The sequence below is a fragment of the Thermostichus sp. OS-CIW-29 genome (genome assembly GCF_054058195.1).
Genome location: NZ_JBSSAB010000020.1, coordinates 33,383 through 56,920, shown reverse-complemented (window position 1 = coordinate 56,920; position 23,538 = coordinate 33,383). Strand labels below are relative to the sequence as shown.

At 59.8% G+C, this 23,538-nt stretch carries 20 protein-coding genes and 1 tRNA gene; 12 read left to right on the top strand and 9 right to left on the bottom strand.

Going from position 1 to position 23,538, the window contains the following annotated elements:
• Positions 1-391: 391 nt before the first annotated feature.
• Positions 392-1,678 (top strand): AmpG family muropeptide MFS transporter, encoded by a 1,287-nt coding sequence (locus ACVWZJ_RS08585; RefSeq protein ID WP_071818194.1) that lies wholly within the window; start codon positions 392-394, stop codon positions 1,676-1,678.
• Between the two features lie 59 nt (positions 1,679-1,737).
• Here the strand turns inward: ACVWZJ_RS08585 and gap are convergent, their stop codons facing one another.
• Complete coding sequence (gap, locus tag ACVWZJ_RS08580) at positions 1,738-2,754, bottom strand: type I glyceraldehyde-3-phosphate dehydrogenase (protein ID WP_011433044.1); 1,017 nt, start codon at positions 2,752-2,754, stop codon at positions 1,738-1,740.
• Between the two features lie 187 nt (positions 2,755-2,941).
• Here gap and surE point away from each other — a divergent pair, with 187 nt between their 5' ends.
• Positions 2,942-3,724, top strand: a complete 783-nt coding sequence (surE, locus tag ACVWZJ_RS08575; protein ID WP_011433043.1) for a 5'/3'-nucleotidase SurE — start codon at positions 2,942-2,944, stop codon at positions 3,722-3,724.
• Here the strand turns inward: surE and ACVWZJ_RS08570 are convergent.
• Positions 3,656-4,273 carry a DUF3318 domain-containing protein gene (locus ACVWZJ_RS08570; protein WP_041436440.1) on the bottom strand — a complete coding sequence of 206 codons (618 nt, stop codon included), beginning with the start codon at positions 4,271-4,273 and terminating at the stop codon, positions 3,656-3,658. The genes surE and ACVWZJ_RS08570 overlap by 69 nt on opposite strands.
• Positions 4,274-4,522: 249 nt before the next feature.
• Between ACVWZJ_RS08570 and ACVWZJ_RS08565 the strand changes: the two genes are divergently transcribed.
• The 4 genes from ACVWZJ_RS08565 (at position 4,523) to ACVWZJ_RS08550 (ending at position 9,730) form a co-directional block, all read left to right on the top strand.
• Positions 4,523-5,329, top strand: coding sequence for a GvpL/GvpF family gas vesicle protein (locus ACVWZJ_RS08565; RefSeq protein WP_148202720.1), 807 nt, complete (start codon positions 4,523-4,525; stop codon positions 5,327-5,329).
• A 204-nt stretch (positions 5,330-5,533) separates the two neighbouring features.
• The gene (locus ACVWZJ_RS08560) at positions 5,534-6,844 is read left to right on the top strand and encodes a homoserine dehydrogenase (RefSeq protein WP_011433040.1); all 1,311 of its coding nucleotides are present in this window, start codon (positions 5,534-5,536) and stop codon (positions 6,842-6,844) included.
• Between the two features lie 118 nt (positions 6,845-6,962).
• Entirely contained in the window at positions 6,963-8,498 is a 1,536-nt protein-coding gene (hemG, locus tag ACVWZJ_RS08555) for a protoporphyrinogen oxidase (RefSeq protein WP_457395789.1), read from the top strand.
• A gap of 53 nt (positions 8,499-8,551) precedes the next feature.
• The gene (locus ACVWZJ_RS08550; RefSeq protein ID WP_457395787.1) at positions 8,552-9,730 is read left to right on the top strand and encodes a DUF3326 domain-containing protein; all 1,179 of its coding nucleotides are present in this window, start codon (positions 8,552-8,554) and stop codon (positions 9,728-9,730) included.
• Positions 9,731-9,743: 13 nt separating this feature from the next.
• On the opposite strand, the gene ACVWZJ_RS08545 is transcribed toward ACVWZJ_RS08550, so the two are convergent.
• Positions 9,744-10,649: a leucine-rich repeat domain-containing protein gene (locus ACVWZJ_RS08545; protein ID WP_457395785.1), complete on the bottom strand. Its 906-nt coding sequence runs from the start codon at positions 10,647-10,649 to the stop codon at positions 9,744-9,746.
• 186 nt (positions 10,650-10,835) lie between these two features.
• On the opposite strand from ACVWZJ_RS08545, the gene ACVWZJ_RS08540 reads away from it, so the two are divergent.
• Positions 10,836-12,086, top strand: coding sequence for an LL-diaminopimelate aminotransferase (locus ACVWZJ_RS08540; protein WP_011433036.1), 1,251 nt, complete (start codon positions 10,836-10,838; stop codon positions 12,084-12,086).
• Here ACVWZJ_RS08540 and ACVWZJ_RS08535 read toward each other — a convergent pair.
• Both ACVWZJ_RS08535 and ACVWZJ_RS08530 read right to left on the bottom strand, forming a co-directional pair.
• Positions 12,083-12,379, bottom strand: coding sequence for a hypothetical protein (locus tag ACVWZJ_RS08535; protein ID WP_148202718.1), 297 nt, complete (start codon positions 12,377-12,379; stop codon positions 12,083-12,085). The genes ACVWZJ_RS08540 and ACVWZJ_RS08535 overlap by 4 nt on opposite strands.
• A gap of 145 nt (positions 12,380-12,524) precedes the next feature.
• Complete coding sequence (locus tag ACVWZJ_RS08530; RefSeq protein WP_011433035.1) at positions 12,525-13,349, bottom strand: creatininase family protein; 825 nt, start codon at positions 13,347-13,349, stop codon at positions 12,525-12,527.
• Between the two features lie 174 nt (positions 13,350-13,523).
• On the opposite strand from ACVWZJ_RS08530, the gene ACVWZJ_RS08525 reads away from it, so the two are divergent.
• Positions 13,524-13,949, top strand: a complete 426-nt coding sequence (locus ACVWZJ_RS08525) for a hypothetical protein (protein WP_457395783.1) — start codon at positions 13,524-13,526, stop codon at positions 13,947-13,949.
• On the opposite strand, the gene ACVWZJ_RS08520 is transcribed toward ACVWZJ_RS08525, so the two are convergent.
• On the bottom strand, positions 13,946-15,211 hold the full coding sequence (locus ACVWZJ_RS08520; protein WP_457395781.1) for an acetylornithine/succinylornithine family transaminase: 1,266 nt from the start codon (positions 15,209-15,211) through the stop codon (positions 13,946-13,948). The genes ACVWZJ_RS08525 and ACVWZJ_RS08520 overlap by 4 nt on opposite strands.
• 154 nt (positions 15,212-15,365) lie before the next feature.
• Between ACVWZJ_RS08520 and cysC the strand changes: the two genes are divergently transcribed.
• Together cysC and ACVWZJ_RS08510 are read left to right on the top strand one after the other, a co-directional pair.
• Positions 15,366-15,893 (top strand): adenylyl-sulfate kinase, encoded by a 528-nt coding sequence (gene cysC / locus ACVWZJ_RS08515; RefSeq protein WP_011433032.1) that lies wholly within the window; start codon positions 15,366-15,368, stop codon positions 15,891-15,893.
• A gap of 96 nt (positions 15,894-15,989) precedes the next feature.
• A complete protein-coding gene (locus tag ACVWZJ_RS08510; protein WP_414349671.1) occupies positions 15,990-16,925 on the top strand; it encodes an alpha/beta fold hydrolase in 936 nt (311 codons plus the stop codon).
• A 9-nt stretch (positions 16,926-16,934) separates the two neighbouring features.
• On the opposite strand, the gene ACVWZJ_RS08505 is transcribed toward ACVWZJ_RS08510, so the two are convergent.
• On the bottom strand, positions 16,935-17,471 hold the full coding sequence (locus ACVWZJ_RS08505) for an HNH endonuclease (RefSeq protein WP_011433030.1): 537 nt from the start codon (positions 17,469-17,471) through the stop codon (positions 16,935-16,937).
• A gap of 231 nt (positions 17,472-17,702) precedes the next feature.
• On the opposite strand from ACVWZJ_RS08505, the gene lnt reads away from it, so the two are divergent.
• On the top strand, positions 17,703-19,313 hold the full coding sequence (gene lnt / locus ACVWZJ_RS08500; RefSeq protein ID WP_011433029.1) for an apolipoprotein N-acyltransferase: 1,611 nt from the start codon (positions 17,703-17,705) through the stop codon (positions 19,311-19,313).
• 66 nt (positions 19,314-19,379) lie between these two features.
• Positions 19,380-19,452, top strand: a tRNA-Thr gene (locus ACVWZJ_RS08495).
• A 121-nt stretch (positions 19,453-19,573) separates the two neighbouring features.
• On the opposite strand, the gene ACVWZJ_RS08490 is transcribed toward ACVWZJ_RS08495, so the two are convergent.
• Together ACVWZJ_RS08490 and ACVWZJ_RS08485 are read right to left on the bottom strand one after the other, a co-directional pair.
• Complete coding sequence (locus ACVWZJ_RS08490; protein WP_457395778.1) at positions 19,574-21,874, bottom strand: DUF1796 family putative cysteine peptidase; 2,301 nt, start codon at positions 21,872-21,874, stop codon at positions 19,574-19,576.
• A gap of 309 nt (positions 21,875-22,183) precedes the next feature.
• Positions 22,184-23,533, bottom strand: coding sequence for a sensor histidine kinase (locus ACVWZJ_RS08485; protein WP_011433026.1), 1,350 nt, complete (start codon positions 23,531-23,533; stop codon positions 22,184-22,186).
• Positions 23,534-23,538: the final 5 nt, after the last annotated feature.

The following is a 23,538-nucleotide window of genomic DNA, read 5'->3' as shown; positions in this document are numbered from 1 at the left end:
AACAGAAAGATCAACTGGTAGTAATCCGTACTGAACATATTATACATTATTTTCAGTATAGTTGAGCTTATTATTGACTAGAGTCATGCTCTCCCCTTGAGAGAGGGGAGCTACGCAATGGGGAGTTTCACTGGGATGTTATGGTCATTTCAGGTTAAGGTGAGACGCCTGGGCTGCTGATCGCGCCAGTGGGACGGAGTCCTTGAAAAGCCCTATAGCCTGCTGCACTCAGAGTTTTAGGTGTGGGTGCAGTGCCCTAGTTTAATTGAAATGACCATACTGGCAATACAGGGATCCCTGAAAATAGACAGGATGGCGGGGAGGGCTAGTTATGATTGAGGCGGGGGCAAGCGTCTTGAGGCGGATGTTGGGCGTCTACGGCAGCTCTAAGATGGGCGTTCTGCTGCTGTTGGGGTTTTCTTCGGGTTTGCCGCTGCTGCTGATCAACACCACCTTGAATGCTTGGCTGACCCAAGCGGGCTTGACCACCATTGCCATCGGCTTGTTTAACCTGCTCAATTTGCCCTACTCCTTTAAGTTTCTGTGGTCGCCTGTTCTGGATCGATTTCTGTTGCCGGCACCGGGATCCCTGCGGGGCAGTCGGCGGCGGGGGTGGATGGCCCTGACCCAAGTGCTGTTGCTGCTCAGCATAGGGCTACTGGGTTTTCAGGATCCGACCCAAACCTGGCTGGAAGCTCTGGGATGGGAAGAGCTGGCCCAGACTTGGCCGGGAATCACGGTTTTCACCCGCCCGATCTTTCTGGTGGGGTTGCTGGTGGCTTTTTTGAGCGCCTCTCAGGACATCGCGGTGGATGCCTACCGTACCGATATCTTGGCAGAGCGGGAGATGGGGGCAGGGGTAGCCATTTTCGTATTCGGCTACCGTATCGCGCTGCTGGTCAGCAGTGGCGTGAGTTTGATCTTGGCGGACTATTTGCCCTGGTGGCAGGTGTACGGGATCATGGCACTGCTGATGTCAATCGGGGTGGTCACCTCGTTTTTGGCTCCCGAGCCGGAAAACAGCGCCCTCAAGCCTACCTCTTTGCGGTCGGCTATCCTCGAGCCGTTTCAATCTTTTTGGCGGCACCGCTTGGCCTGGGCGATCCTGCTGTTTGTGGTCTGCTTCAAGTTGCCGGATAGCTTGGCAGGGCAAATGACCCCCACATTTTTGTTGCAGACGGGGTTTAGCACCAGCGATCTGGGCATTATCCGCAGTTGGATAGGCTTGTTGGCCACCTTGGCTGGGGCTTTTGTGGGGGGGGAGTGGGTCAGCCGCATCGGCACCTACCGCTGTCTGTTCATTTTCGCAGCCTTGCAAGGGATCGGCAATTTGGGCCTGGGAGCGATTGGGTTGGTGGGGCAAAACTATCCGCTGCTGCTGGGGGCAACCATTTTCGACAACATGGCCGGGGGCATGGGCACGGCTGCTTTTCTGGCTTTTTTGATGAGCCTCTGCGACCGGCAATTTAGTGCCACTCAGTATGCTTTGCTCACCAGTGTGTTTGCCGTGGGGGGAACCTTGGCCGGGGCTGTGTCAGGCTATTTGGCGGCTGCAGTCAATTGGCCTTTGTTTTATCTGATCACGGCGATGACAGCCGCTCCGGCAATGGTGATCCTGCTGTGGCTCGGCCCCCCTTCATCGCCTGCAACCCCGGCCACAACCGCATCTGAACCGTAACTGCCCCACCGCAAATCCGGTTCTAATAGCCTTGCCTTGAACGCAACAAGGATGGCCGCCTACAGCGCAGCCCCGATTTTGGCCGCCAGATCCACCAGCCGCGCCGCATAGCCGTACTCGTTGTCATACCAGGAGAGCACCTTCACCGTGCGATCCCCTAAGGTCAGGGTGGATCCCAAATCCACAATGGAAGAGTGGGGATCCCCGACGATATCCGCCGAGACGATCTCCGGTGGAGCAATGGCCAGGATGCCGCGCAGCGGGCCTTCTGCAGCCTCGACAAAGGCTTGGTTGACGGCTTCTCTGGTGATGGGCTGCTCGGTACGCACCACAAAGTCCACAATCGAGCCGGTCAAGGTGGGCACCCGCAGCGCCAGGCCATCCATCTTCCCTCTCAGGGCGGGCAAAACCTCGGCCACTGCCGTGGCGGCCCCGGTGGTGGAAGGCACGATCGACACTGCTGCTGAGCGGCCCCGCCGGTAATCTTTGGGATCCGGGCGATCCACAATCGCCTGGGTGGCGGTATAGGCATGGCAAGTGGTGAGAAAGCCGGTCTCGATGCCGAAGCGATCCAACAAAACCTTGGCCAGCGGCGCCAAGCAATTGGTGGTGCAGGAAGCATTGGAGACGATGTGATGCCGCTCCGGGTCGTATTGGTCGTCGTTGACCCCCATCACCACCGTCAAGTCGGGGCCTTTGGCGGGAGCAGAGATGATCACCTTTTTGGCCCCGGCTTCCAGGTGTTTGGCCGCCCCCTCTCGTTTGGTGAACAAGCCGGTTGATTCCACCACCAGGTCAACCCCCAGATCTTTCCAGGGCAGTTGTGCCGGATCCCGCTCTGCCAAAACTCGGACTTTCAGGTGGTTGCCGATTTGCAGATGCCCGTCCACCGCGCTCACGGTTTGGGGAAGGCGCCCATAGGCCGAGTCGAACTGGAGCAGGTAGGCCAAGTTGTCGGGTTCGGTCAGGTCATTGACTGCCACCACCTCCAGCTCTGGAGCTGGCTGAGACAGCAGCACCCGCAGGAAGGCCCGCCCAATGCGACCAAATCCGTTAATGGCTACCCGTGTGGTCATCGCAATCCTCCGGTATCAGTTTATACGATGGATCAGGGGACGCGGCATGGGAGACGCTGCCCCCCTAGGGATAGGGTAAAAGAAGAACGGGATCCACATCGCTTTTGCACCCAAGATCTCCAGATTTGCCACTGGGACTTGCAAAAGGACTCACCCAAGAAGTTGCCGGCAGAAGGGAAAAGTAGGAATGAAGGTATTGCTGACCAACGATGACGGCATCGAGGCTGCCGGGCTGGCCAACCTCAAGTTGGCCCTCAGCGCCCTCATCCCGGAAGAACACTGTTGGATTGTGGCCCCCCACCAACCGATTTCCGGCTGCAGCCACCAGGTGACGACGGGGCGACCTTTTCGAGCCTTGGCCCGCGGCGAGCGCACCTTTGCCGTCGAGGGATCCCCTGCCGACTGTGTGCGGGTGGCCCTATTCAAGCTGGCCCCAGCGGTGGATTGGGTGCTTTCCGGTATCAACGAGGGGGGAAATCTTGGATCGGATGTGTATCTGTCGGGAACGGTGGCGGCGGTACGGGAAGCAGCGATGCGCGGGATCCCGGGAATTGCCATTTCCCAATACCGAGCAGGGGGCCAACCCATCGACTGGGAGCAAGCCCAGCGGTGGACGCGGGAAATCTTGGCGGAGCTGATGGAACAATCCCTGCCCAGGGGGGCGTTTTGGAATGTGAACCTGCCTCACTTGCCCGCCGGATCCCCTCTGCCGGAGCGGGTTTATTGTCCCCTCTGCACCCAACCCCTGCCGCTCGATTATGCGGTGGAAGCCGAGGGAAATGGGGCAGAGTCGCTGTGGTTTCGCTATCAGGGCCGCTATGCGGAGCGCGCTCGGGATCCCCAAACCGATACCGACATCTGCTTCTCCGGTCGGGTGGCCATCACCCAAGTGCAACTGGCCTCAGGCGTTTCCGCTGGGGGGGGTAGAAGCCAGGTTGCGGGCAATGGTTCTCAGCCGTTGCAGCCGTAGCGCCGTCAGGATATCGGTGGGATCCAGCTTCAGAACCTGTTCTATGGCATCTGCCAGGTGTTGAGCGGCCTCCTGTCGGGTGTAGCCGCGAAACTGAGCACGGCGCAGGGCAAATTCATCGGCATCGAAATGGGCGCTCTCCCGGTTCAGGTTTTGCCAGATCTGCCGGACGGAGAGAGCCGTAATGCCACCTGCCAACAGAGCGGAAAAGGGGTGCTGCAAAGAGAGCTCCGCCACGGTGGTGATGCCCCCCATCAAGGCCAGCGATTGGTAAAACCCCGGCTGCAACCAATTGCGGTTGCCCAGCCAGCCCACCTCCCGCAGAAACAACAGATCCCGCTGTGGCTGAGGGATCCCTTGCCAACGGCGAAAATCGATGGCGATGGTGCCCTGGGGCTGCCAAGGGGCTTTGCGGCGGGAGATGAGCAGGGCTTCACCCCCGAAGTGGGGAACGACGCTGATCAAGGGTCGGAAAGAAGCGGGGAGCAGATCCCGCAACCGTTCGGTTTCTTCTTTTTCAAAGGATTTGAAATCTGGGCGGCTGTTCATGGCCTCACCTGTTAGGGGCATTGAGGCGGGGAGCCCGCCTGAACACGGGCGCTGTTCCGGCCCCCGACACCACAGCCCTGTGTAGAACCAATGCGAGGTTAGTCTATCGCATCTCCAGGCTGGCCGTGGAACTCTGGCCGTGGAACTCTATAGGTGGAACCCTGTAGGTTTCAAAGATCCCAATCCTAGGTTGCGTAGACTGGGAAGGCGAGCCTACCCGTCTTACCTACTCGTCTTAAATCCGAGACCATGACCTTCCCAGCTCAGCCAGAACCCCAAGTGCTCCGTACTGCTGACGGGAATGAGCAGAGTATCAACAGCCCCCTTTACACCTACGCCTTCTTCCCGCAGCCAGCTCCAGAACTTTTGCCCTTCATCCGGCAAACCGAGGGGATCCATCGGTCGGTGCAGGTGTTCTCCCCGACAGGCAGCCGAATTGCCGCTGCTGTGGAGCCGATGCCGGATCCGGAGTCGCTGCAAGTCTCGGATGAGGTGTTGGTGCGCTCTGCCCTGCGCCACGACCAGGTGATCTGCCGACTGTTCGCCCAGATGCCGGTGCTGCCCCTGCGCTTCGGCACCTGCTTCCTCTCAGCAGAAAAGCTGGGATCCCATCTGCTGTCCCGGCAGACGGAGTACGAACAAGCCCTCGCAGCCATTGGGGGGCGGGCCGAGTACTGTCTCAAAGGAAGGGTTCAACCTCAGCCCCAACCGGAGCCACAGCCCTCCCTAAGCGGGACGGCCTATCTGTTGGCCCGCAAGCAAGCCTATCTCCAGCAACGACAGGCCCAAGAGCAGCAAGAGCAGGAGCAGCAAGCCCTACAGCAGCTTTGGCCTTCCACCTGGCCTGTGCAAAGGGGGGATCCCCAGCCAGGAGAAGCCTTGCGGCTTTACTTTTTGCTCACCCCTGCCGAGTGGGAAGCCGCCGCTCAGCTCACCCAAACCTGGCTGGATCAGCACCCCCATTGGCAACTGGATTGGAGCGCCCCTTTGCCCCCCTATCACTTTGTCCGTGCCTTGCGGGATTCTCTGGCGGACAAGTGTATAGATCCCAACTAAGGACGCCGTCCCGCTAGCGCGAACAAAGTGCTCTGCATGCGGATCATGGTCGCGTTAGCAGAGCGTGGATCCAAGCGTGATAATGGTGAGGGGATCCCGTCCGCTTCCTGTTTGCATTGGCGAGGCGGAGCCCTCACAGGGCAAAGGACTCCGTCCCGCTAACGGGAACAGCAGGCAAAAGGAAGAGTTGTGGTCTAAAGCGCTATGCGCCGCTACCGCGAACGAGTTGGGCTATTGGGGCTGGGCACGGTTGGCACGGGTGTTGTGCAAATTCTGCAGCAACCCCGGCATCCTCTCTTGCAGTCAGTTGAGATTGCGGCGGTGGGGGTGCGCTCTTTGGATAAGCCGCGGCAAGTGCGGATCCCACCTGAGCGCCTGACCACCAATCTGGAGCAAATCGTGTCGGATCCGGAAATCGACGTGGTCATCGAGCTGATGGGGGGCTTGGAGCCGGCCCGCACCTTGATCTTAAAAGCCCTTGACCACGGCAAACCGGTGATCACAGCCAACAAAGCGGTGATCGCCCGCCACGGGGAGGAGATCTTTCAGGCGGCAGCCCAAGCCAAAGTCTCGGTGCTCTTGGAAGCGGCAGTCGGGGGCGGGATCCCGATTCTGCAGCCCTTGCAACAGTCCCTGCAGGCCAGCCACATCCAGGCGGTCTGGGGCATTGTGAACGGCACCACCAACTTCATCCTCAGCCAGATGACCCAGGCGGCCAGCTCGTTTGAGGAAGCCCTGGCCCTGGCCCAGGCCCACGGCTACGCCGAGGCGGATCCCAGCGCCGATGTGGAAGGGTGGGATGCCGCCGACAAGATCGCCATTTTGGCCAGCCTTGCTTTCGGGGTGTCTGTGAAGCGGGAAGCCATCCCCTGCGAAGGGATCCGCGGCATCAGCCCCACCGACATTCGCTATGCCCGCGAGTGGGGCTACACCTTCAAGCTCTTGGCCATCGCCCAAAGGGCCAACTCTGGCGGGGAGGCAGCGAAGATGGCTTTGGATATCCGGGTTCACCCCACCCTTCTGCCCTCTACCCACCCCTTGGCCAACATCAACGGTGTGGACAATGCCGTCCTGGTGCAGGGGGATCCCTTGGGGCAGGTGGTGCTGTCGGGGCCGGGGGCGGGGCGGGGGCCGACTGCCAGTGCCGTTGTTGGCGATCTGCTGACCCTGATTGCCCACCGGCAAACGGGGGCTGATGCCCCCAATCCGCTGTGGGGATTCTCCTGCTTCCCCGCTGCCGCCTCTTTGATCCCTCTCTCGGAATTGGAGTCGGAGTTTTACGTGCGGGTGTTGGCTCAGGATCAGCCGGGGGTAATGGGGGCGATTGGCACCTGCTTCGGTCGCCACCGGGTTAGCCTGGAGAGCATTACCCAAAAGGAATGTCACCAAGAGCAGGCGGAGATCGTCATCCTCACCCACACCGTCCGCGAGGCCGATTGCCGACAGGCGCTGGCCGAGATCCAACAACTGCCCCAGGTGGCCGGGATCCCCAGCCTATTTCGGGTGCTGCGCTAGCTGCTATAGATCCAAAATGCTCCGCACCGCTGACGCGAACGCGCTGGTGGGACGGGGAGCGGCTCAGAGCATAATTGTTTGACTCTTGAGGATTGAAAACCCCGTTGGAACCCAAAAGATGAACTCTTCTGTTGAGCACTTTAGCGGGACGCAGTCCTTGCAGGCCGAGGTGGTGGTGGTGGGGGCGGGCATCAGCGGCCTAACGTTGGCCTTGCGATTACAACAGGGCTTATCCCCCAAGGATGAATCCACCCAGCCGCTGCTCCTGGCCGAGGCCAGCTCCCGCGTGGGGGGCTGTATCTCCACCCAATCCAAAGACAGCTATCGCTGGGAAGAGGGCCCCAACAGCTTTACCCCCGTCCCCGCCCTGCTTAACCTCATTGCCGAGGTGGGCTTGGCGGAGCACCTGGTGCTGGCCGATGCCAAGCTGCCCCGCTACATCTACTGGGAAAAAGAGCTGCTGCCGGTGCCCCTGAGCCCTTCTGCAGCCATTGGCTCGCGGCTGTTGAGCGTGGGCGGCAAGTTGCGGGCCTTACGTGGGTTGTTGGGGTTTGTCGCGCCGCCGCCAGGCGGAGAGGAAACGGTGCGGCAATTCTTCCGGCGGCAACTGGGATCCGAGGTGGTGGAACGGCTGGTCGAACCTTTCACCTCAGGGGTGTATGCCGGGGATCCGGATCAGCTCAGCGCCTTGGCAGCCTTCCCCCGCATTGCCGGCTTGGAAGAACGCTACGGCAGCCTCTTTGCCGGTGCTGTGCAGGCTTTGCGCAGCCGTTATCGCTACGCGACGCTCCCGCGAACCCGTCACCAGGACAGCGCCAACTCCCCCATCCAGCCTCCTCCCAAGCGGGGCCAACTGGGTAACCTGCGGCAGGGGTTGCAGCAGCTACCTGAGGCGATTGCCCAGAAACTGGGCAGTGCGCTGCGGCTGGGCTGGCGGGCTGTGCATCTCAAGCGGGATGAGACGGGCTACCGGGTGGGCTTCGTCATACACGACAGCGGCGCGGAGCACACGGCCCCAGAAGAAATCCACTGGGTGGCGGCTCAACAGGTGGTGCTCACCCTCCCTGCCTACGCTGCTGCCACCCTCCTGCAGGATCTCAACCCCCAGGCCAGCCGGCTGCTGAGGGAAATCCCCTACCCGCCTGTGGCGGTGGTGGCTTTGGCCTATCCAGAAGAAGCCCTCCCCCAACCGCTGCGAGGGTTTGGCCATCTGATCCCTCGCTCTCAGGGCCTGCGCACCCTGGGCACCATCTGGGCCTCCTCCCTCTTCCCAGAGCGGGCTCCTCAGGGCTATCACTGCCTGGTCAGCTTCATTGGGGGGGCCACCGACGCGGCTTTTGCCCGCCAGAAAGGGATCCCGCCCATTACGGCGCTCTCCCCTGACGAGCGGGCCCAAATTGTGCATGCAGAACTCAGCCAGATCCTGCTCACCCGCCCTGTCGAACCCATCCGACTGGGAGAGCGCCTGTGGCCCCAGGCTATCCCGCAATATACGCTTGGCCACCGGCAGCGGATTGCCCAATTGCAGGCCAGCCTGGCCGACCAAACCCCAGGGGTGTGGGTGTGTGCCAACTACCTGGATGGCGTGGCCTTGGGAGATTGTGTGCGGCGGGCCGAGGCCCTAGCCCAGCAGATCCTGTCCGTCCGGCGTTAGCGGTGCGGTTCCCGTTCGCGTGTAGCAGCATAGAGTGCTGTAGACATAGCAGCATGAGCCATCCCTACACCAGCCTCCTGCTCATCCCCACCGGCATTGGTGCCCGCATCGGTGGTTTTGCCGGGGATGCCCTGCCTGTTGCCCGCACCCTGGCAGCAGCCGCAGAGCGGGTCATCACCCATCCCAACGTGTTAAACGGAGCCAGTTTGTTTTGGCCGATGGGGAACGTGTTGTACGTGGAAGGGTACGGCCTGGATCAGTTCTGTGCGGGAGTGTGGAATTTGCGGCCAGTGCGCCAAAACTGTGTTGGGGTGGTGCTGGATGCCGGGATCCCCCCCGATCTGCAACAACGCCACCTGCAGGTGATGCAGGCTGCTCAGGCCACCTTGGGGCTCAACATTGGCCCCTGGCGCTTGACCCGCCAACCCTTGGGCGTTTCCGTCGGCTTCTCCCCCTCAGGAGCCAGCCAGGGATCCCTAGCCCGGCCCGATGCTCTCTTGGAGACTGCCCAGGAGCTGGTTCGCCTGGGGGCAGAGGCCATTGCCGTGGTGGCCCGCTTTCCGGATGACTTGGACTTCAGCCAGTACGAGCAGGGAAGGGGGGTGGATCCCCTGGCCGGCGTCGAAGCCCTGATCAGCCACCTGGTGGTGCGGGAGTTGCGGATCCCTTGTGCCCATGCCCCCGCTTTCTACCCTGAGACTTTCCCCAAGCCGGTTCACCCCCGCGCTGCTGCTGAAGAGGTGGGGTTTACCTTCTTGCCTTCGGTTTTGGTGGGCCTCAGCTACGCTCCCCAATTTGTCAAGAGCGGGGATCCCGCCCAACCGGGCGACCTGACAGCAGAGCAGGTGGACAGCGTCATTGCCCCGGCCACTGCCTTTGGGGGGCCTGGCTTGCTGCACCTGGCCAGCCGTTATTGCGGCGCAACGCTGTCGCGACCCCACCACAATGCTCCGCCGCTGACGCGAACGGACGGAGTCCTTGCCCGTCCTCCGCTTTTCATTGCCGTCGAGGAAAACACCACCGTGATGCAGGTGCATCCCCGCCAGTTGGGGATCCCTCATGTATCGGTAACCTCCTATCTAGAGGCGATTGGAGTGGTGGTGGCCCATCGAGCAGGAGTGGCCTGGTCGTCGCTACGGCTCTCCCCCTCCCCCCCGGAAAAGCTGGGATCCCACACTTGCGCCGTTCGCGGTCGCGGTGCGGAGCACTTGAGCGGGACGGAGTCCCAGTAGGCTACCGGTCGCGTTAGCGGGACGGAGTCCATGAGCAGATGGGAGCCGGCAGGGGATCCGCCGGGTTTAGGCCGGCAAACCACTCCGACAGGGCGGCCGGCAAGCAGAGGCCGGGGTTTCCCTCGATGTGCAGCCGCTCCAGTCGGGGCAGTTCTGCCAAAAAGGTCGGCAGTTCTCCCGTGAATTGGTTACGTGCCAGGCGCAGATCCCGTAACTGATTCAGCTGAGCCAGCTCGGGGGGCAGGGATCCGCTGAGGCGATTGTCCGACAGGTAGAGGTTTTCCAGGTGGCGCAGTTGCCCCAGTTGGGGGGGAATAGGCCCAGAGAGCTGATTGCGATCCAAAAACAGGCCCTTGAGGGAGCTCATCTGGCCCAGTTGGCCGGGAAGGGTGCCGCTGAGGCGGTTGTTTTGCAGGATGAGGTTTTCCAGGTGGCGCAGTTGCCCCAGCTGGGGGGGAATAGGCCCAGAGAGCTGGTTGTGATCCAAAAACAGGCCGCGCAGGTTGCGCAGCTGCCCCAGCTCGGATGGGATGGAGCCGGAGAATTCGTTGTAGTCGAGAAACAGGTTTTCCAACTGGCTGAGTTGCCCCAGCTCGGGCGGAATGGGGCCGGAAAGTTGGTTGTGGCTGAGGGACAAGGCTCGCAACCGGCGAAATTGGCCTATTTCGGGCGGCAAGGAGCCGCTCAACCCCTGGCGATCCAACACCAGTTGGACAAGACACTGATCCGAATCAAAAAGGGCCACCTCCTCTACCTTCACCTCCGGACGGCCCAGAGCTGCCAAGATCTGCCGCAGCAAGAGGGGATCCCGACAAAGGGGAGCAGACCAGGCCCCCATCCCCCAGCTCAGCCAAACCCAGATCGCCAACAGGCCCACCGCCCACCTCTCGTGCCGAGCCATTCCCCTCTGCTGCTTCATCCCTGCTCTCCAAAGGATCTTTGCCAAGGTAGCATCCTACTCCGTCCCGCCTCCGCCGGGGTTGTTGCTATGGGCAGGGGAACCGCGACGTAGAAGAGTTCTGGCCCGGAACCGGCTAAGGACTCCGTCCCGCTAGCGCGAACAGCTACACTGAAAAGCCGATGACCTCCTCTTCGGCAAACCTCCATGGCCAGGATCAACGACCACTTCCTCAAGCTCAAGACCGGCTATCTCTTTCCCGAGATCGCCCGGCGGGTGCAGGCTTTTGCCACCGCCCATCCCGAAGCTCAAATTATCAAAATGGGCATTGGCGATGTCACCGAGCCGCTGCCGGAAGCCTGTCGAACGGCCATGATCCGGGCGGTGGAGGAAATGGGGGAACGGGCCACCTTTCGCGGCTATGGGCCAGAGCAGGGCTACGAGTGGCTGCGCCAGGCCATTGCCCGGCACGACTTCCAGGCCCGCAACTGCGATATCGACGCTTCCGAGATCTTCGTCTCCGATGGCTCCAAGTGCGATTGCGGCAACATCCTGGATATCCTCGGCCACGACAACACCATCGCCATCACGGATCCTGTCTATCCGGTTTATGTGGACACCAACGTGATGGCGGGCCATACGGGGCCGGCCAACGAACGCGGCGAATACGAGGGCCTGGTCTATCTGCCCATCACTGCCGAAAATCACTTCACCGCCAGCCTGCCCAGCCAAAAGGTGGATGTGATCTACCTCTGCTTCCCCAATAACCCCACAGGCGCAGTGGCCACACGGGAGCATCTGCAAAACTGGGTGGACTATGCCCGTGCCCACGGCTCCCTGATCCTGTTCGATGCCGCCTACGAAGCCTATATCACCGAGCCCGGGATCCCCCACTCCATTTACGAGATTCCAGGGGCGCGGGAATGTGCCATCGAGTTCCGCTCCTTTTCCAAAACCGCTGGGTTTACCGGCACCCGCTGTGCCTTTACGGTGGTGCCCAAGTCTTTGCGGGGGCAAGCTGCCGATGGATCCTGGGTGGATCTGTGGAGCTTGTGGTATCGCCGTCAATCCACCAAGTTCAACGGGGTGTCCTACATTGTGCAGCGGGGGGCGGAGGCGGTCTATTCCGAAGCGGGGCAAGCGCAGGTGCAAGGTCTGGTGCAGTTTTACCTGGAAAATGCCCGCATCATTCGCCAGCAGTTGGCCGAAGTGGGGATCCAAGTCTATGGCGGCGTGAATGCCCCCTACGTCTGGGTGAAAACACCCGATGGGCTGAGCAGTTGGGAGTTTTTTGACAAGCTGCTGCACACCTGCCATGTGGTGGGTACCCCTGGCTCTGGCTTCGGCAGCGCCGGAGAGGGCTATCTGCGCCTGTCCGCTTTCAACAGCCGCGCCAACGTGGAAGAGGCAATGCGCCGCATTGGCAGCGTGTTTGCGGGGGCTGGAGCCGTTGGTTAATTGAGTCTTGACCCAGAGGGCGAGGATTCTTTCAAGCGCTCCCCGCCGCCAGAGGCGAACAGCTTGGGCCCGACAGGAAAGATGACGAACCAGTCGGCGATACCGCCGCGAACCCTTTTGCCTGCAACGCAGCAACTGGGCCAGCTTCCCCTTCGGCTTTCCGGGTACTGCCGCTTCGACTGTAGCTCCTGACCGTTAGCGATGAAGATATCCATACCCTCATGGGCAGTGGCCAGGTGAACTTTGCCCAAATCCACCCCATTTCCACCAGAACGGGTGTGTTCTGGGGCCAAGGTATCACCCTTTCCCATTGGGCAGATAGAGTTCGCAGCAGCCCAGCAAAAAGCTGCCCTGATCGCGTCAGCAGGTCGTATCTTGGTCGGCCAGTTCTGGCGAAAGCCTTTCACAAAGCAGGCCGTAGGTCTTTTGCCTGGATCCCTAGACCAGCAGCGGGGCTTTGCGCCAAGCCTTGGGCTGCTGGAACCGGTGCAGATCTCGGATCAGCCGCACCCAGCCGTCAGACATGGACTCCACCAAAACTTTGCCTTTCTCCGGCGTGGCGGCGGTGGCATCGCCCAAAACTCCGCTCTGGGTGAGATCGCGAGTTGCCCAAGCGAAAGGGATCCGCCCTTCCATGCTGAGCAGGCTGTTTTCCGGCAGATCGTGGGGATATTCGCAGACCAATCGGTCGGTTCGCACCGTGTCCGGCAAAAGGTGCATCAGCATACTGGTCTCCCCATCGCCGGCGTGAATGCCCAATTCCCGTTCTTTCTCGGTAAACAGCTCTCGTCCTTCGTGGGGAACGCGCCAGACCGACACCGGAAACAGCATGAAATCTTCATACTTCTGGTGCAGATCGCGGGCAACAATCTCCAGGACCTGTGGCTGGCCACCGTGGGAATTGAGGAACACCAGCTTGCGAAACCCAGCTCGGTAGATGCTCTCTGCCACTTCCGTCAGCACCGCCATCAGGGTTTGGGCCGAGAGGGTAATGGTGCCGGGGAAATGCCAATGCTCGTTGGCTTTGCCGTAGCATTGGGTGGGCAAAACATAGGCCGGGATCTCAGGCTCCAGCTTCTCCATGGCGCGCCCAATGATCGCCGTGCCGATGCAGGCATCCACCACCAGGGGCAGGTGGGGCCCGTGTTGCTCGATTGAGGCAACCGGCTGAATGATCACCACGTTCTCTTTGTCGGGCATGGCCTGGATCTCCGTCCAGGTCAGGTAGGGGAAAAAGCGGTGGGGCGGGACAAAAGTGTGCATCATGGCGGGATCCGTTCAAGTTTGATCAGAAAGCTACCTAGCACCATGCCACAAAATCGGGTTCACGAAATGCCCGCAAAGACGGGATCCCCGGCCAACCCGCCTGCCAAAGAAACGTAAGAAAGCCATCGATTAGGATAAGTACAGTCTGTACAGTTTCCGGTCAACGATTGCATGACCCTGTTGCCTTGTTTGCCCGCCCAGTGTGACTCTGTTGAGGGCCTGCGTCTGCTGGGGCGCCCTTTGCCCGCCTCGGCGGAAGTGGGCAGCGCTCCCCCTCCCTCACCCCGTCCCATTCTCGCCCTGCCAGGGTCGCAGGCCACCCTCTATGTGGAGCTGATTCAGGTTTCTCGCCACAGTCTTGAGGCAGGCTCTGACACCCCGCCGCTGCTCTGGGTGCGGCCTCTCCTGCTCAGGCAGGGATCCCAAGTCTTCAACCTGCGGGCCACCTCGGATTTGCTCTGGCCTGCTGCCGGCTTTGTTCCGGCCTATGCGGAGGAGGTATTGCCCCTTCTGGAACAGGCAAGGGATCCCGCTCCCCACGAGCTCCCTGCCCGACAGCAGTTGCAGGCATTTCTGCGGCAAGTCTGGCGAGGCTAGGCTGCCCCGGAATGGCCAAGGGAGGCGGCCAACCTTTGCAAAGCCGATGCCAACATTGCTAGAGCCGCGTCAATTTCTGCCGGGGTGACGATCAAGGGGGGCACAAAGCGCACCACCTGGGATCCTGCCGGCACCAACAACAGCCCGCAGTCCATGGCTGCCTTGACCACTTCAGCCGCCGGGATGCGCACCACCAAGCCCTGAATCAGGCCCCAGCCCCGCACTTGCTCAACGAGCTGCGGAAACTGCTCCGCCAAGCGGGACAGCCCCTGACGCAGATACACCCCTGTCTGCTGGGCATTCCAAACCAAACTCTCCGACATTAGCGTGCGGCAAACCGCCAGGCCCACCGCACAAGCCAAGGGGTTGCCCCCAAAGGTGCTGGCGTGATCCCCCGGCTGAAACACGGCGCAAAAGTCTTTCGCCAACAAGGCCCCGATGGGGATCCCACCGGCCAGACCCTTGGCCAAGGTGAACACATCCGGCTCCACCCCCAGGTTACAGTGGCCCCACAGCATGCCAGTACGGCCCATGCCCACCTGCACCTCATCCAAAATCAGCAGAATGCCCCGCTCGCTGCAGATCCGGCGCAACCATTGAAAATAGGCGGGATCCCCCGGCACAACCCCCCCTTCCCCCTGCAACGGTTCCAACAGCACGGCACACACCCGCTCGCCCCAGCGCTCCAACACCGCTGCTGTGCCCTCGATGTCGTTGTAGGGAACGTAATCAAAGCCGGGCACCAGAGGGGCAAAGTCTTTTTGGTATTTGGGCTGGCCGGTGGCGGTAACGGTGGCCAGGGTGCGGCCATGGAAGCTGGCATGGGCGGTGAGGATCATCGGATCTTGGATCCCGCGCACCGTGTGGGCATACTTGCGAGCCAGCTTAATGGCTCCCTCATTGGCTTCCGCCCCTGAGTTGCAGAAAAACACCTTGTCGGCACAGGAGTGCTGGGTCAGCCATTGAGCCAGTTGTGCCTGCGGCTGGTTGTAGTAAAGGTTGGAAACATGGTGCAACTGTTGTGCCTGCTCGGTGAGCGCCTGAATCCACAGCGGGTGGGCATGCCCCAGGGTACAGGTGGCAATGCCGGCCACAAAGTCCAGGTACTCGCGCCCCTGCTCATCCCAAACCCGACACCCCTGCCCGCGCACCAAGGTCAGGGGATAGCGCCCATAGGTGGCCATCACATGCTCGGCAAACAGCTCGGCAGTTGTCGGGGATCCCGAGGGGGCACTGGCAAGAGGCGAAGTTAGAGGAGACATGGCCGGTAAAAGATTGCTGTCGTGTTGGCGGCGCGGAGCGCTTTGGGGCTGGCGCAAGCCGTGTTTCGAGTGTACCACCCTGCTTTGGAGATGATATTCTGGCGGGGCCAAAGATTCAGGGATCCACAGCAAACAGACAGAAGCAAACAGACAGATGTCGCGGCGGGGGGTAACGGTCTGGTTTACGGGATTGAGCGGGGCGGGCAAAACCACCCTGAGCTGCGGCGTGGCCCAGCAGTTGCGCGCTTGGGGGCTGCCGGTGGAAGTGCTCGATGGGGACCTGGTGCGGCAACATCTCACCAAGGGTCTGGGCTTCAGCAAAGTGGATCGGGAGGAGAACATTCGCCGCATCGGCTTTGTGGCGGAGATGCTGACTCGGCACGGGGTGATTGTGCTGGTGTCGGCCATTTCCCCCTATCGGGCAGCACGGCAGGAGGTACGGCGATATATTGGCAGCTTCATCGAGGTCTTTGTGGATGCCCCTTTGGAGGTGTGCGAACGCCGGGATGTGAAGGGCCTCTATCGAAAGGCGCGGGCAGGCTTAATCCAGCACTTTACCGGTATTGACGATCCCTACGAGCCGCCGGAACAGCCGGAGGTGGTGTGCAAAACTGCCGAGCAAAGCATCCCCGAATGTATTGACCTGGTGATACAAAGCCTAAAAAGCAGAGGTTATGTCTAACAGGCCCCCTGCTCTTACGTTGCCCGTAGAGGGTGGGCTTCCCCCCGGAGTAGCTGCAAAGAACCTAGAATTAAGAAAGGCTTACAAGCAACTCCTATGGCTTCGACATCGGCATCGGCCACTCCCATTTCGGCGCAGTGGATCTGGCGGGGGCAGTCAGTTCATTACGTCAAACAGGGTGAGCAGGGGCAGCCTCTGCTTCTGGTGCACGGCTTTGGAGCCTCCACCGACCACTGGCGCAAGAACATTCCCGAATTGGCTCAACACTACCAGGTGTACGCCATCGATTTGCTGGGTTTCGGTCGCTCCGCCAAGCCCAACTGGGACTACCGCACCGAAATCTGGCGGGATCAGCTGCGGGACTTTTGCCAACAGGTAATCCGTCGGCCTGTGGTGGGGATCGGCAACTCCCTGGGCGGCTATGTGGTGCTCAGTTTTGCGGCGGAGTGGCCGGAGTGGGTGCGGGGCGTGGTGCTTTTGAATGGGGCAGGTGGGTTTTCCACCCTCAAGGGATCCCCGACCGGATGGCGGCAATGGATAGGCGGATTGGTGGGCTGGGGCCTGCGCCAGCGCCTGGTGTCTTACCTGCTGTTTCAGTATTTGCGGCAGCCGCACGTGATCCGAGCCAAGCTGAAGCAGGTTTACTACGACCCGGCAGCCGTGACCGATCAGCTGGTCGAGGCCATCCATCGCCCCACCCAGGATCCGGGGGCTGCCGATGTGTTTGTGGCCTTGATGCGAGGTGGGCAGAAGGGACGGTATGTAGATGAGCTGCTGTGCAGCTTGGTGCGCCCGCTGTTGTTGATCTGGGGAGAACGGGATCCCTGGATGCGGGCTCGGGAACGCTCTAAGCTGTACCGGGCCCACTACCCTCAAGCAGTGGAATACTTCCTGGAGGCTGGCCACTGCCCCCACGATGAGCGCCCCGAAGAGGTCAATGCCCTGATTCACCGGTGGATTGAGACCGGGATCCCAGCCACCACTTCTCCCCCCATTTCCAAAGCTGCCCCTGTATCGGAAGTCCATCCCTAGGCGGCCCGTCTAGCTTGGGCTATCCAACAATTCCTCCTGGGGATCCCCTTCTAGGCCGATGGTGTACTTAGACCATTCTCGATGGGAACCACTGCCGACGGCTTTGGAGATTTCAAAGTAAAGAGTGCTGTGGGGACGGCGGGGTTGGCGCAGCAGGGGCATACCGGCTTCGCGGGGGGTGCGGTTCCCTTTTTTCACGTTGCAACGCACACAGGCACTGACCACATTTTCCCATGTATCCCCGCCGCCACGAGACCGAGGGATCACGTGATCCAGGGTGAGATCTTCGCCGAAGCAGCCGCAGTACTGACAACGATGCCCATCCCGGTAGAGGACGTTGCGGCGCGTAAGTGGGATCTCCTTGTGGGGAACGTGGACATAGTGGCGCAGACGAATGACAGTGGGCAAGGGAATGTTGCCGTACACCACTCGGCCATTGTGCTCGATTTGCTCGGCCTTGCCCTTAAGCAAAAGAACGACTGCCCTGCGCCAACTGGTGATGTTGAGCGGCTCGTAGGAGGCATTCAAAACCAAAACCTTGCCCATAGTGCCGCGCACCGCTGACGGGATCCCCAACCTAAGCCGGAAGGCGCCAGCCCCCTGAAGTTATGCAAAATGTTAACACAGCTTTAGATTCAAGCAGTAGGAGTTCTGTGCTCCAGGAGATATTCCCGGCTGCTGCAAAACGCTACTCTGGAGAAGAGCTGTTGGCAAGGGCGTGTTCAATCCTAGGGCATTACGTGGGGTTTCCCGAATAGGCTGAACTTTATTGAGGTGATGAAGCCGGAACTGAAATCTTCAACTCAACAGCAGGATCTGCCCCAAAAGAGAAATCCAGGCGAGGGATCCCGCTGGCTGATGGGTCTAGCCATCCTGCTGCTCTGTCTGGGATCCCCCAACCGCTGGCTGCACTGGTTTCCGGGAGCGCTGCTGGGCCTAGCCCTGCTGTTTGGCCTGTGCGAGCAACGGCAAGGGTGGGCGCGGTGGCGTTTGGCCTATGGCCTCTGGTTTTGGGTTTGCCTGTATGCCTTCTGGGTGGATCCCTTCTCGGTTGAGGTGTTGAGCGCCTGGGAGATCCTAGGGGGCGTGGTGGTGGCTCCCCTGATCCCCCTCTTTTTCACCACCGCTACGCTCCTCAGTTTGGAGCTGAGCCGCCCCCTGCCGGCTTGGGCACGTCCGCTGGGCTTGGCCACGGTCTGGACAGGCTTGGATGGGCTGTTGGGCTTGCTCTGGTGGCCCATCCCTTTCCACTGGGGATCCCTGTTGTTCGACTGGCCCCTCGGGATCCAAGTAGCCGATGTTACGGGGATCTGGGGGGTTACCTTTTTTGCCGTGTTCGTCAATGGGGTTCTTTGGCAGATGGCCAGGCAGATTTCTAGCCGGTGGCAGGCGGCTGGGGGATCCCTGAGAAACGTTTTGGGTGAGATGCTCAGGAACAGGGATTTCTGGGGTACGCTCGCCTGCGGCCTGGGGTTGACGGGGCTGGTCTTGGCCTATGGAAGCGCACGCCTGGCCTACTTCGATGCCTTGGCCGTCGAAAACAGGGATCCTGACTTTCGGGTGGCGGCGGTGCAGCAGGTGGCTTGGCTGGAAGCCGATCGCAGTTGGAACTACCGCCTGGAGCGCTACCGGGAGCTGCATCAGCTTTCTGCCCAGGGGGTGGCTGCTGGGGCACAGTTGGTGGTTTGGCCGGAGGGGGCGCTGCGGGCACGGCTGCTGAATACTGGCCTGGAACCCTACGTGATCGAGCCAATGCAAGCGATTCTGCCGCCGGAAGGCGCTTTGATTACGGGGGCAACAGAGCCGGATCCCCGCACAGCCCATTTGCCGGAGCCAGAGCAGCGATTTTTTAACACGGCCCTGTTGTTTGACGCCCGGGGCAACTTGCTGGATGGGTTTGGCAAGCAGTGGATCTTTCCCTATTTCGAGTCGGGGCGCTACGTGCCTTCACCCGATGGCTATCGGCCTCTGGACGGAGGGGAGCTTTTCGGGCCTTTGGGGGTGATGATCTGCTTGGAGAGCGTCTTGCCTGCGCCCAGCCGAACTTTAACCCGTCGCGGCGCCGAGTCTTTGATCGTGATTTCGGATGATAGCTGGTTTGGTAATAGCCACTGGCCGATGTTGCATGGCCAGCTCTCGGTTTTCCGGGCTGTGGAAAATCGGCGGGGCGTGGTGTTTGTCAATAACACAGGCGGCAATCTGGTGGTGGATCCCTCAGGTCGGCTCCAGCAGGTTGGCCCCATCTTTCAGCGGGGGGTGATTACGGGAGAAGTGAAGCGGCGTTCTGAGACAACTTTCTACAATCGCGCGGGGGATTGGCTGGCGTGGCTGACGTTGGGGCTATCTTTGGGGCTATGGCGCTGGGGATCCCGAGCAAGGCAAGGATGAGTTAGAATCGATAGGCCCACCGGTGGGTCTGCGGATTCTCCTATCCAGTCCTCACTTCAAAGCCCTGCTGATGTAGCTCAGTTGGTAGAGCAGCTCACTCGTAATGAGCAGGTCGTCGGTTCGAGTCCGATCATCAGCTTTCTGGAGTTGAACACCTCAGAGTCCCTTTGGGAGAAGAGTTGGGGGTGGTCGCGGAAGCGGCGCGGAGCGTTTGGGCAGCAGCGATCATTCTTTCGAATTGCAGTGAAACCTTGGAACGGCTACAGTTGTGGAGGGCACCAGAAAAGATTTCGGGTAGAGACCCCCAAAGAATGGAGAATATCTCTCATTACCCCTGTGCAGTACTTCCAATGCTCAGGATCTGCACACATGCGGTCGGGATTTAACTCCATCTCATAATGGATAACATTGGGGATCCCGGCAAACTCATCAGAAGACTGAGGAGAAACAATCAGCAGCAGAAAAGGCTTGCCCCTGCGCTTAGCCGCCAGCTTATCCATTAAGTCAACAACGGCCTCTCGCCGGCAACCCCCTGTGCGCACAAACAAGACTTTATCGGCTTTTTCCAAAACATACATAAAACGCTTGGCGCGAGCAGCGTAGCGAGTTCGCATTCGCTCATGGATGGGGTGCATATTCTGAAGTGGATCCTCCCCCTCTTCCACCTCATGGCCAAAGGAGAGGCCCGTCCACTTGCTGTGGTAAATTCGCCGATCTTCAGGACTGTAGTGCAAATATTGCGGATCCCACATGCCCTGAAACTCGTTGTGGATCATATCGGCCACATCAGCCAAATTGCTGGTGCGTGTCAAATCAAAAGGAAAGGCAGGCCCGTCATATTCCAACTTGTAGAGCAGCATTCGCACCGCGCAGCGATCCCCTAACGGTACAATGGCAAAGCGATGAATATCCGATAATTTGCAGGTGTATTCCAGCAGCATGACCGATCCAGGAGCAGCCTTTACCCGACTTTCGAGGCCACCTTCCCCGATCATCAGGGTTCGGAAGAGAGCTTCGCGGTGGCTCGGATCTTCATAAACACCCGCTGGCATGGCTTTGAGAGCGGCCCGCACTTCCTTCCACATGGGGTGGATGTTGTACTCGTGACTGCTCTGGTTGATCACGCACAGGCGAGGCATGGGATCAGAAGAGCCTTCTGAGGATCCACTGAGCTTGAGAAGGATCAACGATCCATCCTCGAAGATCGTTTCTACTGATTCCGAGGAAAAGAACTGGGCTACTGGGGAGAAGACAAGATCGGCATCCGCAGGAATGGAGAGGGTGGTTTGCACCGAACCATCTTCTTGTACGGAAAGGGAATATAAGGTAGCATCCCCTAGCCTTTCATCGCTTTTGCCAATATACAGACCCGGCTGTAGACCTGCTTTTTGGAAAGCGGCTTGCAAAGGTTGCCAAGTGGGCGTGATGGTATAAGGGTAGGGAGTTATATTCACGATGCGAAATTGGTTTTTGCCTGTTTCTGCAGTCACCCAAAAACCATGCTCATCTGCAAAAACGACCCGTTCTCCAACGGGTTGAGCAAGCTTTCTACGAGCTGAACTAACTTGGCCGGGATCCAAAAGAGAGAGATCGATGGCCTCAAACATGACCTGATGACCCTTGGAATTGGGGTGAGCTGGGTCAAAAGCAAGGTCTGGTTTCCAGCGGCTCTGTCCATCTTCCAAATGAGGCAGCCAATTGAACACAGGGCATCCCCAGCTGAGCATTCTTTGCTGAGTTTCTTGCAAAAGAAGATGCTGTTCTGGGCCGTAGTTTGCATGGGGATAAACCCCTCCCAGAACTGGCAAGGCTCCAATGTCTTGAATTCGCTGAATTAGCCGCTGCAGGCCGTTTTCAAACCGTCTCTGCAGGGCGCGGCGATGCTGGGGCAAGGCCGATGCCAAGCCTTCATTTCCCAAAGACAAAGCAACAATAACGACATCGGGATGTTCAGGGATCACCGCCTGCTCAAACCGCAACAGAGTTCGGCTGACATTGGCCCCCAATTGGGAGAGATTTCGCACTTGATGGCCATAGCGCTCTTGTAGAGCTTTCTGCAACAGCCAAGCCCAACCTCGCAACAGCCAGGCGCTGCACCCCAGGGCAACGGAGCTGCCCAAAATGACGACTTTTAGCCCTTGCGGATTTTCCGGTTCGACCTCAGGAATGGGATCGGCAAAATAGCCGTAAGGATAGGCAGGGATCTGGCCAAACTCCCCATCCTCGACAATCAAAACTGCCGGTAAAGGTTCTGGCTCAAGTGGCACCCAGCGATTGACAGCGGTGGATTCCCAAATCACTTCGCCACCGGCTTGCACGCGCAGATACCGGTACTCTACTCGAGGGATTTCTTTTGAACACCCGCTATAGGGCAACAACGGGCCGGGCGTGCCGTCTGCTGGGCTCAACGGCAACTCTACCCACCACAGCGGATAATGAGCGGGATCCGTCTGCAGCCAAATGCAATGGCAGGGATCCCAGGAGCCCAATTTTGCGCTGGATCCCACCAAGGCAATTCTCTCGCCCGGCTGGGTGATGGCACGAACCTGGAAGCGATACATAACGTTTTCCTGGCACAGGATTCAATGGGAAATTGTGGGGCTGTGCGGGCGGACTGCACTCACTCATCACCCAATCAACAGCTCAGCAGCCGGCTGAGAAGGGCAAGAGCCTGGGAGCTGATCCCATCTCTGCTGTTTTATCCGGGAAAAAGAGAAGTTCTTAAATCTGGAAAGGAAAGATCTCTAGTACCCAAAAATCCAGTTCAACTGGGCCAATACGGTTCTTAATACAGTTCTGAATAAAGACTCAGTCAATCTTGGCTTAAAGCTAGCATATTGACCGAGGGCTGTCTGTTTTCCAGAGCACTTTTAGACTCTCTCTGGGGTACAGATTTCCAACTGCCGCTGGGGCAAAATAACTTCAAAGCTGGATCCCTGGCCCAGCTTACTCTCCACCTGCACCTGACCTTGATGCTGCTGGGCAATGCTTTTGACGATCGCCAGCCCCAAACCTGACCCCGAGAGGCGACCGGGATCCCCGCTGCGAGCCGGATCTGCTCGATAAAAGCGATCGAACACATGGGGCAGAGCCTGAGGCGGGATCCCTGGCCCGGTATCTTGTACCCGTACCACCAGCTCTGGGGATCCGGAGCGCAGCCGTTGTTCCAGCCTCACCTGCACCTCTCCTTGCGGGGGAGTGTGGAGAAGGGCGTTTTCAATCAGGTTGGTGAACAGGCGGGCCAATTGATCTTCATCTCCCCAAAAACCGAAGGGATCCACTTGGGCGGGAGAAGGTTCCTTCCCGCTCTCAGGGGCAGCAATCTCCAGCTTCAAGCGGATCTGCTTTTGGTTGGCCAAGCCCTGCAGCTCCTCCACCACCTGCAGCAGCAGAGCATCCAGCGCACAGCAACGGGGTTGGAAAGGCACCATACCGCTGTCGTGGCGGGCCAGAAACAGCAGGTCATCCACCAGGCGACCCAGCCGCAAACACAGCCGCTCCACCATCTGCCAGCGCTGCCGGGTGTCGGCATCCAATTGGGAATCCGCCAAAGCCACCTGTACCGCGGTTTGAATGCTGGCCAAGGGGCTGCGCAGCTCGTGAGAGGCGTCGGCGGTAAATTGCTTGAGCTGCTGATAAGACTGCCGGATGGGTTGCATGGCCAAACCGGAGAGCATCCAGCCAATGGCTCCCACACTCGTCAAGCCGGCCACCACCCACAGGGAAAGATCCCGGATCAACTGTCGCGTTGGCTTGCTCACCTCAAACCAAGGATGGCTGACCCGCAGATAGCCCAGCAGCTTCCCATGGGCCACGATCGGCTCGGTGAACTGACGCAGCCAATACCCAGGAGCGATGCGGGCAGTGTGCAGGGATCCCTCGGTCAATAGGGGGGCAGGGATCCCGCCGGGTACCGTGGACCAGATGAGCGTTCCTTGAGGGCCGAACCACTCCAAGTCGATGTGATCGTCCTCTAGGGTGCTGGGATCATCCCGAAAGCTGGCCTCTAAGCTGCGGCGGGCCTGCTGCGGATCCAAGAGGCTCTCATCCACCACCAAAGACCGCTCGACAATCTCCACCACATGGCCAAGGGTATCGTCCACCCGCTCGATCAGGGTTGACTGCACGTACCAATAGAAGCTGCCGGCAAACAACAGCAGCAACACTGCCGTAACCGTTGTATACCAGAAGGCCAACCACTGTCGCGTCGCTTGGAACATGGGAG